This window comes from Halomonas sp. CnH100-B, from assembly GCF_024124605.1.
Taxonomy (GTDB): Bacteria; Pseudomonadota; Gammaproteobacteria; order Pseudomonadales; family Halomonadaceae; genus Vreelandella.
The window spans coordinates 117,878-130,527 of the sequence record NZ_JAMXRX010000007.1; the positions used below are offsets into that span (position 1 = coordinate 117,878).

Annotated in this window: 14 protein-coding genes; 7 read left to right on the forward strand and 7 right to left on the reverse strand. The window is 56.4% G+C overall.

Annotated elements, in window-relative coordinates; translation table 11 throughout:
• Positions 1–801: a phosphonate ABC transporter, permease protein PhnE gene (gene phnE, locus NH398_RS15550; RefSeq protein WP_253019210.1), complete on the forward strand. Its 801-nt coding sequence runs from the start codon at positions 1–3 to the stop codon at positions 799–801.
• Between the two features lie 27 nt (positions 802–828).
• Here the strand turns inward: phnE and NH398_RS15555 are convergent, their stop codons facing one another.
• Both NH398_RS15555 and NH398_RS15560 read right to left on the reverse strand, forming a co-directional pair.
• The gene (locus NH398_RS15555; protein ID WP_253019211.1) at positions 829–1,494 is read right to left on the reverse strand and encodes an SDR family oxidoreductase; all 666 of its coding nucleotides are present in this window, start codon (positions 1,492–1,494) and stop codon (positions 829–831) included.
• A gap of 141 nt (positions 1,495–1,635) precedes the next feature.
• Entirely contained in the window at positions 1,636–2,643 is a 1,008-nt protein-coding gene (locus NH398_RS15560) for a porin (protein WP_253019212.1), read from the reverse strand.
• Between the two features lie 389 nt (positions 2,644–3,032).
• Here NH398_RS15560 and NH398_RS15565 point away from each other — a divergent pair, with 389 nt between their 5' ends.
• On the forward strand, positions 3,033–4,196 hold the full coding sequence (locus tag NH398_RS15565) for a glycosyltransferase family 1 protein (RefSeq protein WP_159340692.1): 1,164 nt from the start codon (positions 3,033–3,035) through the stop codon (positions 4,194–4,196).
• Positions 4,159–4,698 carry a phosphatase PAP2 family protein gene (locus tag NH398_RS15570; protein WP_253019213.1) on the forward strand — a complete coding sequence of 180 codons (540 nt, stop codon included), beginning with the start codon at positions 4,159–4,161 and terminating at the stop codon, positions 4,696–4,698. The genes NH398_RS15565 and NH398_RS15570 overlap by 38 nt, the downstream gene beginning before the upstream one ends.
• A gap of 121 nt (positions 4,699–4,819) precedes the next feature.
• Here the strand turns inward: NH398_RS15570 and NH398_RS16770 are convergent, their stop codons facing one another.
• The gene (locus NH398_RS16770) at positions 4,820–4,951 is read right to left on the reverse strand and encodes a hypothetical protein (RefSeq protein ID WP_285264186.1); all 132 of its coding nucleotides are present in this window, start codon (positions 4,949–4,951) and stop codon (positions 4,820–4,822) included.
• Positions 4,952–5,652: 701 nt separating this feature from the next.
• Between NH398_RS16770 and NH398_RS15575 the strand changes: the two genes are divergently transcribed.
• From NH398_RS15575 to NH398_RS15590, 4 genes are all read left to right on the forward strand, one after another.
• Complete coding sequence (locus NH398_RS15575) at positions 5,653–5,784, forward strand: entericidin A/B family lipoprotein (protein ID WP_159340690.1); 132 nt, start codon at positions 5,653–5,655, stop codon at positions 5,782–5,784.
• Between the two features lie 5 nt (positions 5,785–5,789).
• The gene (locus tag NH398_RS15580) at positions 5,790–6,320 is read left to right on the forward strand and encodes a YqiA/YcfP family alpha/beta fold hydrolase (protein ID WP_253019248.1); all 531 of its coding nucleotides are present in this window, start codon (positions 5,790–5,792) and stop codon (positions 6,318–6,320) included.
• A gap of 73 nt (positions 6,321–6,393) precedes the next feature.
• A complete protein-coding gene (locus tag NH398_RS15585; protein ID WP_159340689.1) occupies positions 6,394–6,570 on the forward strand; it encodes a DUF6435 family protein in 177 nt (58 codons plus the stop codon).
• A gap of 4 nt (positions 6,571–6,574) precedes the next feature.
• Positions 6,575–7,444: a ChaN family lipoprotein gene (locus NH398_RS15590; protein WP_253019214.1), complete on the forward strand. Its 870-nt coding sequence runs from the start codon at positions 6,575–6,577 to the stop codon at positions 7,442–7,444.
• Here the strand turns inward: NH398_RS15590 and ntrC are convergent.
• The 4 genes from ntrC to glnA form a co-directional block, all read right to left on the reverse strand.
• Complete coding sequence (ntrC, locus tag NH398_RS15595; RefSeq protein ID WP_253019215.1) at positions 7,441–8,871, reverse strand: nitrogen regulation protein NR(I); 1,431 nt, start codon at positions 8,869–8,871, stop codon at positions 7,441–7,443. The genes NH398_RS15590 and ntrC overlap by 4 nt on opposite strands.
• Positions 8,868–9,926 carry a nitrogen regulation protein NR(II) gene (glnL, locus tag NH398_RS15600; RefSeq protein ID WP_253019249.1) on the reverse strand — a complete coding sequence of 353 codons (1,059 nt, stop codon included), beginning with the start codon at positions 9,924–9,926 and terminating at the stop codon, positions 8,868–8,870. Before glnL ends, ntrC begins: the two co-directional genes overlap by 4 nt.
• Positions 9,927–10,135: 209 nt before the next feature.
• Positions 10,136–10,651 (reverse strand): DUF4124 domain-containing protein, encoded by a 516-nt coding sequence (locus NH398_RS15605; protein ID WP_350338774.1) that lies wholly within the window; start codon positions 10,649–10,651, stop codon positions 10,136–10,138.
• A gap of 125 nt (positions 10,652–10,776) precedes the next feature.
• Positions 10,777–12,183, reverse strand: a complete 1,407-nt coding sequence (glnA, locus tag NH398_RS15610) for a glutamate--ammonia ligase (RefSeq protein WP_159340685.1) — start codon at positions 12,181–12,183, stop codon at positions 10,777–10,779.
• Between the last annotated feature and the right edge of the window lie 467 nt (positions 12,184–12,650).

Genomic DNA, 12,650 nt, shown 5'->3' on the forward strand with positions numbered 1-12,650 from the left:
ATGCCGTCGAAACTTCCCACCACCGGTCTACCTCCCCGGTTTCGCCGCCCTTCCCTGTTTGTTTGGGGCATCAGCCTTGGCTTTTTAGCGCTGTTTATTCAGGGCGTCATGGCCACCAATGTCACACTCGAGCGTTTGATACGCGGGGCGACGAACCTAGGTCACTTTATAGGACGGGCTTTCCCACCGGATCTCAGCAATTTAGACGTACTGGCATGGTCGATGTATGAAACCCTCAACATTGCCATTGTCGGTGTGACGCTGGGCGTTATTCTCAGCGTGCCGTTTGCACTACTGGCGGCACGCAATACCTCCCCCGCGCCGTGGGTGCGCTCCATGACACGGCTGATGATTGCCACCATGCGCACTATTCCAGACCTTATCTGGGCGCTGATTTTTGTCGTGGCGGTCGGGTTAGGCCCGATGGCGGGCGTGCTAGCCATCGTGATGGATACGATTGGTTTTGCCGCCCGATTTTTCTCAGAGCGGATCGAGGAAGTCCACCCTGGTCCTTCCGATGCGCTAGCCGCTACCGGCGCGGGGAGGCTATCCGTCATTGGCGGTGCGGTTTTGCCAGAAACCCTCGCATCGATGACGGCCACCAGCTTATACAGCGTCGAAAAAGCGCTGCGTTCAGCGGTTACGCTAGGGCTGGTGGGCGCAGGCGGCATTGGCGTCGAACTCGCCGCCGCCATGCGGCTATTTAACTATGACCGCGCCCTCACCATTATTTTAGTGATTCTGGTCGTGGTCATTGGTTTTGAACAGCTCTCGTCGCAAATCCGCAAGCGTGTGATCTAAGCTACCGATAGGCGGTTATCTGGTGCGTTACCAAGGCAACTGCTCGCCATTGGAGTGCCAGAAGCCGCCGCTATTCTCTAAGTTGAGCGCTTTGATACAGGCGGCAATGCCCGTCGCTGACTCCTGCGGGCTGATGTGGCCACCAAAGTTAACCATGCGGGTTTTCACATAGCCCGGATGCAGCTGCGCCACGGCGATGCCGCGAGGCTTGAGGTCGATGGCTAACGATTTACCAAAGGCGTTAAGCGCCGCTTTTGACGCACGATAGCCGTAGCGGCCACCTGAGTCGTTATCGGCCAAAGAGCCCATCCGGCTAGTAATATTGGCGATTTTACTGCCCTTTTTCATCAGCGGCAGCAGCGCTTCAGAGACTCGCAGCGGCGCATAGGCATTGATTTCCATCTGCTGGCGTAGGCTGTCGATCTCGATATCTCCCAACACATCATCGCGCAGCAGGCCCGCATTGTTGATCAACAGATCGATAGTGTTCCCGGCTAACGCCGCAGAAAGGCGCGCGATATCGTCGTCCTGGGTCACATCGATGCCTTCTATCACTTCGTCGGCGACACGCTCTAGCTCATCAGACGTTTGACGACACACGCCGATGACTTTCCATCCCTCCTGTTGATAATGCTCAGCAAGTGCTAATCCTACGCCACGATTTGCGCCTGTAATTACAACGATGGACGACATCCTCTCTCCTTAAATACTCGATTAAATAATAAAACAGCATAACGCAAAAAGCCGATGTGTCATTGACACATCGGCAAAAACGATCTTACAAAGCTTAAAACATTAAGGAACCTAGGGCATGAATTAGCCCCAAACGCTCACTTAGAAGTGATAACGCGCACCTACCGCGTAGTACAGGTCATCTTCGTAGTTATTCACTGCATCTTCGTTGGCATCGTTCAACTCAACGAAGACATCGAAGTTGTTGGACAGGTCGTAATGCGCGGCAGCGGCCCATGCATCACGGCTGTCGGAAACGTTGTCCAGCTCGATGTTGTAGTAATCGAGGTAGAACGTCCATGCGCCAGTAGCGAAGGTGCCACCCAGACCAACGGTGTCAAAGCCGCCACCCAGGGTGTCGCTGTCGCCGCGAGTTTCGTAACCCAAACGTGCCGCGAACGCGTCGTTGATGGCGTATTCAGCGGTCGTGCCCACGCGAGTCTCGCCGTTACCACCACCACGAACGGTGTCTTCAACGTAACCCAGCGCCAGACGCAGCGGACCAGTTGCGTAAGTGATGCCACCTTGGGTCGCAATCACGCTACCTTCGCTAGTTTGAGCAGACTCAGCTAATCCACGCTCTGAGAAGTGCTTAGCAGCAACGAATGCTTGGAAACCATTGAAATCCGGCGTCATGTAGGCCAGAGAGTCACCACGCGCTTGCAAACCACCACCGGCAAACTCATATCCACGCTCGACGTAAACGTCGAACACTCCCATGACTTCGCCATCGTAGAAGCTGTCGAAGTTACCAGCAGTGAACGTACCGTATTGCTCACTATCCAGACCGATGTAGCTGTTGCGAACTTCATCGAAGCCAGACGCCTGGTTACGCTCGTCACCCGTAAAACGCCACTCGACACGAGCAAATGCGCGCAGGTCGGACGTAATCTGATGGCCAGCAGTTACGCGAAGACGAGAACCAAAGTTACGGAACTCTTCGCCATTATCGACGTTATTTTCTTCCGCACCGCCGCCTTCGATACCCATGGCAATACGGCCATAGATATCCAGCGTAGTGCCATCCTGATCGTAAACCATCGCCGCTTGGGCCGCAGAGGCACCCAATAAACCACTAACGGCCAGAGCAAGTGTCGTTTTCTTAAACATGATGGATCCCTTTAGAGTCGCCAGTGCTTGTTATCAGCACTTCTTGAGCTAGAGTAGAACGTTAAGTCGTTATGATTGCGCGTTGCGAAGGCACAATGGAGGCGTTGGCTGCCTCGTCACTGGCTACCTTAGAGAAGATATATGTCATTCTTCTTAAAGTTTTATTTTATTTGTTTATCTTTTATAAAAAATAAATTAAACAAAAATGACTCTAAACATTAACATTTGTTTGTTATGTAAAGAGTCGACGCCATATTCATTAACGTTAAAAACGTTGCCAATGGCAGCGACGTCTCACCGCCTGTCATCGCTTGTTCACTTACCTGACTCGGCAGTGTCATTGTGACTGCGCATCATGTTCGAAAACGTGATAAAGGGATGCATCGCTCATGCGACTTTGTATCGTTAGCGAAACATGGTCACCAGAAATCAACGGCGTCGCCCACACGCTTAACCGGGTGTGCCGTGAGTTACAGCGTCTGGGAGTCACAGTGGATGTGATTCGTCCAACGCCAAGAGTGGCTGGCACCGCCCAGGGTGTCGAGCAAGAACTACAGGTCAATCGCTGCTCGATCCCAGGCTACCGTGATGTACAGGTGGGCTTTGCTCGCCCCGCCACGCTGCGTCGTTTTTGGCAGCAGCATCGGCCCGACGTGGTTTATCTAGCGACCCAAGGGCCGCTTGGTTGGGCGGCTCGGCAGGCGGCCACACAGCTCGAACTTCCACTGGTAGCGGGTTGGCATACCAATTTCGATCACTATTGCCATGATTACGGTGTCTCCTGGCTATCATCTGCCACACGCCGCTACTTGCGCTACTTCCACAACGGTTGCGCGCTCACTCTGGTGCCTACCCAGCAACAGGCCGCGCTGCTGCGCCAGCAGGGTATCCACGACGTACAAGTTTTGTCGCGGGGGATCGACGGCGATAAATTTTCGCCCGCCCACCGCGATGATGCGCTGAGAAAAGCGTGGGGCGTCAGCGAACATCAGCCAGTCGCGCTTTACGTGGGTCGGCTAGCGCCAGAGAAGAATCTCGCGTTGCTGCAAGAAACCCTCCAGGCCATGCGTGACGTACGTCCCGACATGGCCCTCGTGGTCGTCGGCGACGGCCCCGGGCGAGCACAATTAGAGAAAGCGCTCCCTGACGCGCATTTTACGGGATTCGTCGATAAACAGGCGCTGGCTCGACACTACGCCAGCGCCGATATGTTTGTGTTTCCCTCGCTGTCGGAAACCTGGGGTAATGTGGTCACCGAGGCCATGGCGAGCGGACTCGCGGTGGTGGCGTATCGCCACGCTGCTAGCGCCGAACTGATCCAGAGCGGTCATAACGGGATTACGGTCGAACCCAACGACGCCATGGCGTTTCAGCAAGCCGCCGTTGCGCTTTGCCAACATCCCGCCGAATACGCACGAATAGGAAGAATTGCCCGTTTACGCGCCCTGGAACAGAGCTGGTCGGGCATCGCGGAGCAATTTCTGCGCTACCTCAACTACGCCCAGGAGGCTAATCATGCGAGCTCGTCCGCTTGCCGTATTCGATCGTCTTGATCTCTGGGAGTGGCGGTTTTGCCAGCGAGTGACGCATCTCTCGCTTTATCGCCCCTGGCGCTTGGCCTTACAAACCGCCAGCAAACTGGGTGATTGGCCGGTGTGGGTGCTGTTGATTGCGGCGCAGCCCTGGCTACAACCGGACGGCGTATGGCGCATGCTGCAATACTCGCTGATTGCCCTCGTGGCCGTCACGGTTTACAAACTGGTCAAAACCAAGCTATGTCGCGAGCGCCCCTTCATTACCTATCTGGGCGGCGTGCACTGTGGCGAACCTGCACGAGACCGTTACAGCTTCCCCAGCGGACACACCATGCACGCCGTCATGTTTAGCGTCCTGGTAGCCGCACATACCCCCTGGCTGCTACCCATCGTTCTGCCACTGAGCCTGCTGATTGCCATCTCTCGTGTGGGGCTTGGGCTGCACTATGTCAGCGATGTACTGGTCGGCGGTGTGATGGGTTACGGCTTCGCGTTACTGAGCCTTTACTGGATGGGGTAGCTAAGCCCCACATCCTCTAAACCGCTGTTCTCCTACCACAGCGCTCTTGAACGTAAAAAGCTACGCGCTCCATTTGTCGATGGAGCGCGTAGCTTTTTTCACGGACAGACACGTGCCAGCACTACATATCGGGCGGCCTATCGTCTCGATCATCGGCGACGGTCATCAATGATGTCTTGAACATCATGTACACACCGACCCCTGAAAACCCCAAAAACAGGACGAACATGCCCAACATCAATACCATCGCCATAGCGTTTGTCCCTGAAAGTACACGGCTGCGACGTTGACGTCTTCTAACCGCTCAATTTTGGTGTAAACGAAAGGATAGACCAAAACCGAACCTTCATCTGTACAAATGCTGTGCAAGTCACGCCATGAGCACATGACAACCATCTATATCAGGGACTTACGTATACATATCGACGCAAAAAAACCACCTCACAAAAGCGAGATGGCTGTTTTGCATCGCGGCCACTCCTTGGCATCGATGATCGACACGTCCTATGTCGATAAGAGTGAGCAGGCTGAGCGTCCTTCACCTCCCTGTTACATACTAGGCATCCTGCCTTCCTGAGTTGCTTGTCAACCTGCTCACGCTGTTAAACGTTCCTGTCATACTGATGTCGTGGCGACTGCAGGTCTTAATATCTATCTAGAATAATGCAGGCTTTGGGCCAATCGTGAAAAATAAAAAACAAAACCATTAAAAACATAAACTTAAAAAATAACTCAAGCTCACAAGGAGGTCGCGCCATGCCACCGATGGCTAATTTTCATGTAGCAAACTGGCACATGCGACAAAACCGCACGGCACGTCGCCTCCTTGCCCCCGTCGTTGGCACAACGTGACCAAAACCCGCGTTTCCGAGTGGCGGCCGAATGCCACAACGCTTATGTTACTCATCACACCAAGACGCTCGCATGGGCATACTGAGGCATGAGGAAAGACCGATGAAACGTACCATCGCACTAGGCATCCTACTGTTGGCAACGCTATTGGTAATGAGTGGCTGCAATACCGTTCGCGGTATGGGGCAAGATATCGAACAGGGCGGCGAAGCCATTCAGCGCTCGGCGGACTGACAATGATGATGACCGTCTACCTTTCACACGGGCTGGAAAGTGGCCCCGGCGCCCTGAAAATGCAGGCACTCAAAGGGGTCGCCGAACAGTTGGATAACTGTGAGCCGGTCATCATGGATTACCGCGGCATGGACGAGCCAACCGACCGGCTGGCACACCTCACCAGAACGCTACAGTCGCGCGGCGACGATCCCGCCCGCTGCGTTTTGGCAGGCTCTAGTCTGGGAGGCTGGTTGAGTGCGGCGGTCAGTGCCCAAACGCCCGTATTGGGCTGTTTTCTACTCGCCCCTGCGCTGGGGTTGCCCGAGTATCCTGAAACGTCCCCCACGATCCAAGCGCAGTACACGCATATCATTCATGGCTGGCAGGACGATGTCGTTCCCCCAGGGCCCGTGATCGAACGCGCCCGTGTACAGCGACTCTCGCTACGAATGATCGATGACGACCACCGTTTGCACGGCAGCCTGGACACGATTCTAGCGGATTTCAGACGCTTTCTAGCGCAGTGCTCTGACGGTCAGCGAGGGGCGACATAAAAAAATACGACAAATAGTCGACATTGCCACCTCATATCTATACAAAGGATATACACGAAAAAGGAGAGTGCTCATGTTTGGACTATTCAATCGCGATCCCCAAAAGAAGCTCCAGCAGGCCTATGAACGCAAACTCCAGGCAGCGATGGAGGCTTCCCGTAACGGCGATATGCGGGCCAATGCCACGCTGACCGAAGAAGCAGAAGAGCTTCTGGCCGAGATCAACCGGCTCAAAGCGCAGAAGGGCTAACACGATGCGCCCAAGGTGGCCGCGGATTCTGCTGACGCTAGCGCTTGCCACGGGTCACGCCTATGGGAATTGCCCGTCAACCGGGCAGTGGTGGCAGGCAGGCGGTGCCGTGGACGCACCAACGCTGCTTGCCCAGGCCGCTCAGCAGCAAGTCGTACTGCTGGGTGAACAGCACGACGCCGAAGACCACCACCGCTGGCAGCTACACACCTTAGCGGGACTCTACGCGCACCGTGCCGACATGGTGATTGGCTTGGAGATGCTGCCTAGAAGCGCTCAGCCAGTGTTGGACCGCTGGGTAGCGGGCGAGCTGACCGAGACAGCGCTGCTGGCCGAAAGCCACTGGGAAGAGGCGTGGGGGTTCGATGCTGCGCTTTACCTGCCCATTTTTCACTTCGCGCGACTACAAGCGATTCCGCTCGTCGCCCTCAACATCACGCCAGAACTGCGCCAACGGCTCGTCCAAGAGGGCTTTGATCACGTACCCGCTGACCAGCGCTACGGAATTCCTGCCCCGCTACCCGCCCATGCAGCCTATCAGCAGCGTTTGACCCAGGTATTCGAGCAGCATGGCATGGGGAAAGAGAACCCTGCGATGTTGTCCCGCTTCACCCAAGCGCAGCTCGCCTGGGACACCGCCATGGCGCACGGCCTGGCAGAAGCCGTCAAAGAGGGCGCGTTAGCCGTTGGCTTAATGGGCCTTGGCCACGTCACCTACGGCCACGGCGTGGAGCATCAGCTCGAAGGGATGGGGATCCAGCACACCCTCAGCCTGCTGCCCTGGGAACAGGCGGAGTGCCGTGTCCCAGACCCAGCGCTTGCCGATGCCGTCTTTGTTCTCCCCCCATCCCTTACCCGCGAGCCCACGAATTAGGCGTCATCCGCCAGCGCAGGCAGCAGCGTTTTAAGCTTACGGGTCAAGGTGTTGCGCCCCCAGCCCAGCAGCTCGGCGGCTTCGCCCTTACGTCCACCGGTATGCTTGAGCGCCGTTTCGATCAGAATACGCTCGAAATCGGGCACCGCTTCTTCCAGCAGATGCGTATGCCCTTCGGCCAACGCATGATCGGCCCAGTCTCGAAATGCCGTACGCCAATCGCCGTGTACGCTGCTCTCGGAGGCTCCTACCGTCCGTAGTTCGGGCGGCAGGTCTTCGACCAGGATTTCCCGACCGGAGGCCATCACCGTCAGCCAGCGGCAGATATTTTCCAATTGACGGACGTTCCCTGGCCAGGGCAGACGCGTTAAATGCGCTTCTGCTTCGGGGGTCAACACTTTGATGTCGGTAGACAACTCTTTGGCGGCTTCGGCCAGGAAGTGGCGGGTGAGCCGAGGAATGTCTTCGCGCCGTTCGGCTAAACGCGGAAGATGAACGCGAATCACGTTCAGGCGGTGGAACAGATCCTCCCGGAAGCGCCCATCGTCGACGAGCGATTCGAGATTTTGATGCGTTGCCGCGATGATCCGCACATCGACTTTCACCGGCGTATGACCGCCCACCCGGTAAAACTCGCCGTCGGCCAGCACGCGCAGCAGACGCGTTTGCGTTTCAGCCGGCATATCGCCGATCTCATCCAGAAACAGCGTGCCGCCGTTGGCCTGCTCGAAGCGGCCTTGGCGCTGCTGGGCCGCACCGGTAAAGGCCCCTTTTTCGTGCCCAAACAGCTCGGATTCGATCAAGTCGCGCGGAATCGCCGCCATATTCAGTGCAATAAACGGCTTGCCAGACCGGGGGCTGTGCTGGTGCAGCGCCTGAGCCACTCGCTCTTTACCCGTGCCCGACTCGCCGTTGATCAGTACCGTAATATGCGAATGGGAGAGCCGACCAATGGCGCGAAAGACTTCCTGCATGGCGGGCGCTTCACCGATGATCTCGGCGCTCAACCCCTCTGGCACGCTCACCGGCCGCTGGCGTTCACGGGCGTGGGCGACCGCACGGCGCACCAGCGCGAGCGCTTCGTCCACATCGAACGGCTTGGGCAAGTACTCGAACGCCCCGCCCTGATAAGAGGCCACGGCGCTGTCCAGGTCGGAGTGTGCGGTCATGACGATGACCGGCAGGTCCGGATGGGCGTCACGCACTCGCGACATCAAATCCAGTCCGTCGATGCCCGGCATACGGATATCGGTGACCAGCACATCCGGTGGGCTTTCCAGCAGCCGTGCCAGCGCTGTGTCGGCACGCTCAATACACTCGACCTCCAGGTCTGGCTGCGCCAGCGCGCGCTCCAGCACCCAACGGATAGCGCGGTCATCATCGACAATAACCACCCGTGCAACATCGGTACGTGTCGCCTCAGTCATGACGCTTCTCCGGTGCAATTAATAACTAATGGAATCAGTAAACGAAATTCGGTATGTCCAGGTCGTGAGTCGCATTCGATCAATCCTTGATGTTGGTGCAAAATTGACTGAGCAATGGATAGCCCCAAACCGCTGCCTTCCGCGCGGCCAGACACCATCGGGTAAAAGAGGGTTTCGCGTAGGCTTTCAGGAATGCCAGGGCCGTTATCAATCACGCCGACTTCGCTCACTAGCCGGTGCCGCTCGGCGCCTAAAGTGAACTGGCGCCGGGCACGGGTGCGCAGAATCAGCTCCGGTGAGGGGGTCTCTGCATCGCTCATGGCCTGCACCGCGTTACGCGCCACGTTCAATACCGCTTGAATCATCTGAGATTCGTCGCCGGAAAGATCCGGCAGGCTGGGGTCGTAATCGCGGTTGACGGTGACATGGGGATGCTCGGCAATCAGCAGCGCTCGCACTCGCTCCAGCACTTTATGGATATTGACCGGCTCATGTTTAATGATGCGGTTCGGGCCCAGCATGGAATCAACCAAATCTCGTAAGCGGTCTACTTCTTCGACGATGATATGGGTAAATTCCCGCAGCGCCGGGTCGTCTAAATCACGCTCCAGCAGTTGCGCCGCACCGCGAATGCCGCCTAATGGGTTCTTCACCTCGTGAGCCAAGCCCCGCGCCAGCACCTTGATGGTCTCTTGGCGAGTGGTGAGCGCCTCTTCCCGGGAGATCTGCATCAAGCGATCCCGCGGCTCGACCTCCAACAGCAGTTCATCGGCAGAGAGCGGCGTGACCGTATAATCAACGGTCAGCGGGTCGCTATTGAGCGGCGTAATACGCGCCTCGCGCTGTGTGTAGGGATGGAACGCATCGCGCGCTTTGGCCAGCACTTCATCGATGCTTTCATCACCGCCGAGCAACGTATCCAAACTGATGCCCTGCACGCGGCTGAAGCTCACCGCCAGCAGCGCTTCCGCGGCCGGGTTCATCCAGCGCACGCGGAGTTCACCGTCGAGCAGCAGAACTGCGGTGGTGAGGTGTTCGAGTAAACGCTGATACATGGCGTGTCCTGAAGCGTCGCTCCGACCAATACTCATGGGCACTGATCCATTAAAGAGGGGTGTTAGGGGAGGAGCTGCAAAAAGCGCGCCAATTCAGCGCAAACCGCGGCTTGCACGGCTTGTGGGCAGATGACGGGCGCATGGCGAGCCTTTATAGCGCAATGCGCTGTCGCCCTCGCCGCCCTAATGCACCATTATAGTGCACAAGACTATTCAGCGATAAAAATAGTCACCGGATCGGTGCGGTGCTGCACACGGCCCTGGCTATCCAGCAGCTCGGCGTACACTTGGTGCGCCCCTGCAGGCAAGCCTGCCAACCAGAAAGCGTCACTATGCAGGGCCGACTGGCTGAGTTCGCCATTCACCAGCAGTTGAATCTGATGGTCGTCTCGCAGCGGTGGCACCACCTGCACTTCCACTGGCGTCATACCGCCCCGCACGGAAGCACCGCTAGCGGGATTAGCAATCGTAAAACGGTCATAAGGCATAAACGGCTGACCCGGCCTGCCCAGGCTGCGCGGTGCCGCTGTTGAAGGGCGCGACGCCGATGGCATGCTGGGCAGCGGCGCCAGCGTAATGGCATCCCCACCCCGCTCAGGGTTATCGGTAAACGTCACGTTGCCCTGCTCATCCACCACGCGATACACCGTTTGCGACTGGGCCACGCTTACCCACAGGCACAGTAGAAGCACCGCCGCTGTGGATAAACCTATTCTGTTTTGCAAACGTCGTCTGCTTATCATTACTAGCCCCTGCGTATTTCGCTTCCATAAAAAAACCCCGCCGAGGCGGGGTTTTCTGGCTAATCACACCGCAAGGGTGATTTTAGCACCGTCATTAAAGACCGTTCTTAGCAAGAGTAGTACATGTCGAACTCAATCGGGTGAGTCGTCATGCGGATACGCTCGACGTCTTCCATCTTCAGTTCGATGTAGGCATCAATCATGTCGTCGGTGAACACGCCACCTTCGGTCAGGAACGCACGGTCAGCATCGAGTGCTTCCAGCGCTTGATCCAGGCTGTTGGCTACGGTCGGTACAGACTTGCCTTCTTCCGGCGGCAGGTCGTACAGGTTCTTATCCATGGCATCGCCAGGATGGATCTTGTTCTTGATACCGTCGATACCCGCCATCAGCATCGCTGCAAACGCCAAGTAGGGGTTGGCAGTCGGATCAGGGAAGCGAGTCTCGACACGCTTGCCTTTCGGGCTAGCGGTGTACGGAATACGAATAGACGCAGAGCGGTTACGGGCGCTGTAAGCCAGCATGACCGGTGCTTCGAAGCCCGGCACCAGACGCTTGTACGAGTTGGTAGAAGCGTTGGTGAAGGCGTTCAGGGCACGAGCGTGCTTGATGATACCGCCGATGTAGTACAGCGCCATTTCAGACAGGCCCGCGTACTCGTCACCCGCGAACTGGTTCTGGCCATCTTTCCAGAACGACTGGTGTACGTGCATACCCGAACCGTTGTCGCCTACCAGCGGCTTCGGCATGAAGGTAGCGGTTTTGCCGTAAGCGTGTGCCACGTTGTGGATCACGTACTTCATTTCCTGAACTTCGTCAGCTTTCTTCACCAGCGTGTTGAATTTAACGCCGATTTCGTTCTGACCCGCGTTAGCTACTTCGTGGTGGTGTACTTCCACGGTTTGGCCAATCGCTTCCAGGGTATTACACATCGCGCCACGGATATCGTGGAAGCTATCGACCGGGGGAACCGGGAAGTAGCCGCCTTTCACGCGCGGACGGTGGCCCAGGTTGCCACCTTCGACTTGGTTGCTGGTCGCCCATGCACCTTCATCAGAGGTGATTTTGTACATGGCGCCTTGGATGTCGGCTTTCCAGTGTACTTCGTCGAAGATGAAGAATTCCGGCTCCGGACCGAAGAAGGCCGTGTCGCCCAGACCGGTAGACTGCAGGTACGCTTCGGCACGCTTAGCGATGGAGCGCGGGTCGCGATCGTAGCCCTGCATGGTCGCCGGCTCGATGATGTCGCAACGCAGAATCAGGGTAGCGTCTTCGGTGAAGGGGTCCAAGAAACCGGTGCCGTCTTCCGGACGCAGGATCATGTCAGACTCGTTGATGCCCTTCCAACCGTTGATGGAAGAGCCATCGAACATCTGGCCATTTTCAAAAAACTCTTCGTTCACGTCACGTGCCGGTACGGTGACGTGCTGCTCTTTACCGCGCGTGTCGGTGAAACGCAGGTCTACCCACTTAACATCATGTTCTTCGATTAGCGCGAGAGTCTTGGCTGACATAGTGTCCTCCGGTATGAGCGTGGCTTAAAGCGTGTAACTGTAAGCTATCGATAAAAGTGTTATTCAACAAATCGTTCAACACGCAATTGCATGTGGCGCGTTTGTCTTTTTTGTTCGCTTAACGTTTGTCTGACGATGGATAACAAACCGCCCAGCGATCATTTCAGACCGGCTATCGTTGTAGCACGCCTGGAGGCGTCTGCCTACGCTTCAATAGCCGCTGATGAAACTATCTATGATTCATAAGCACAGAGCATGCCAACCCTGCACCATAATGGCCATAAAAAATAACAAGCCATTGTTTTTAAATACGAAAAATCACTAAACGTCTGCGTCTTAATGTGGCAACACATCGTCACGCTTCGCACGGAAAGGGCATCTCGTGTCTCATATGCACAAAAATAGTGCATATGAGACACAGAACGCACCAAATTGGTTAGAGGAGAGGCACTTGCACCTCCCTGTTG

Coding starts and splice junctions, on each gene's coding strand:
- phnE (WP_253019210.1), top strand. CDS start 1: ATGCCGTCGAAACTTCCCACCACCGGTCTACCTCCCCGGTTTCGCCGC.
- NH398_RS15555 (WP_253019211.1), bottom strand. CDS start 1,494: ATGTCGTCCATCGTTGTAATTACAGGCGCAAATCGTGGCGTAGGATTA.
- NH398_RS15560 (WP_253019212.1), bottom strand. CDS start 2,643: ATGTTTAAGAAAACGACACTTGCTCTGGCCGTTAGTGGTTTATTGGGT.
- NH398_RS15565 (WP_159340692.1), top strand. CDS start 3,033: ATGCGACTTTGTATCGTTAGCGAAACATGGTCACCAGAAATCAACGGC.
- NH398_RS15570 (WP_253019213.1), top strand. CDS start 4,159: ATGCGAGCTCGTCCGCTTGCCGTATTCGATCGTCTTGATCTCTGGGAG.
- NH398_RS16770 (WP_285264186.1), bottom strand. CDS start 4,951: ATGGCGATGGTATTGATGTTGGGCATGTTCGTCCTGTTTTTGGGGTTT.
- NH398_RS15575 (WP_159340690.1), top strand. CDS start 5,653: ATGAAACGTACCATCGCACTAGGCATCCTACTGTTGGCAACGCTATTG.
- NH398_RS15580 (WP_253019248.1), top strand. CDS start 5,790: ATGATGACCGTCTACCTTTCACACGGGCTGGAAAGTGGCCCCGGCGCC.
- NH398_RS15585 (WP_159340689.1), top strand. CDS start 6,394: ATGTTTGGACTATTCAATCGCGATCCCCAAAAGAAGCTCCAGCAGGCC.
- NH398_RS15590 (WP_253019214.1), top strand. CDS start 6,575: ATGCGCCCAAGGTGGCCGCGGATTCTGCTGACGCTAGCGCTTGCCACG.
- ntrC (WP_253019215.1), bottom strand. CDS start 8,871: ATGACTGAGGCGACACGTACCGATGTTGCACGGGTGGTTATTGTCGAT.
- glnL (WP_253019249.1), bottom strand. CDS start 9,926: ATGTATCAGCGTTTACTCGAACACCTCACCACCGCAGTTCTGCTGCTC.
- glnA (WP_159340685.1), bottom strand. CDS start 12,183: ATGTCAGCCAAGACTCTCGCGCTAATCGAAGAACATGATGTTAAGTGG.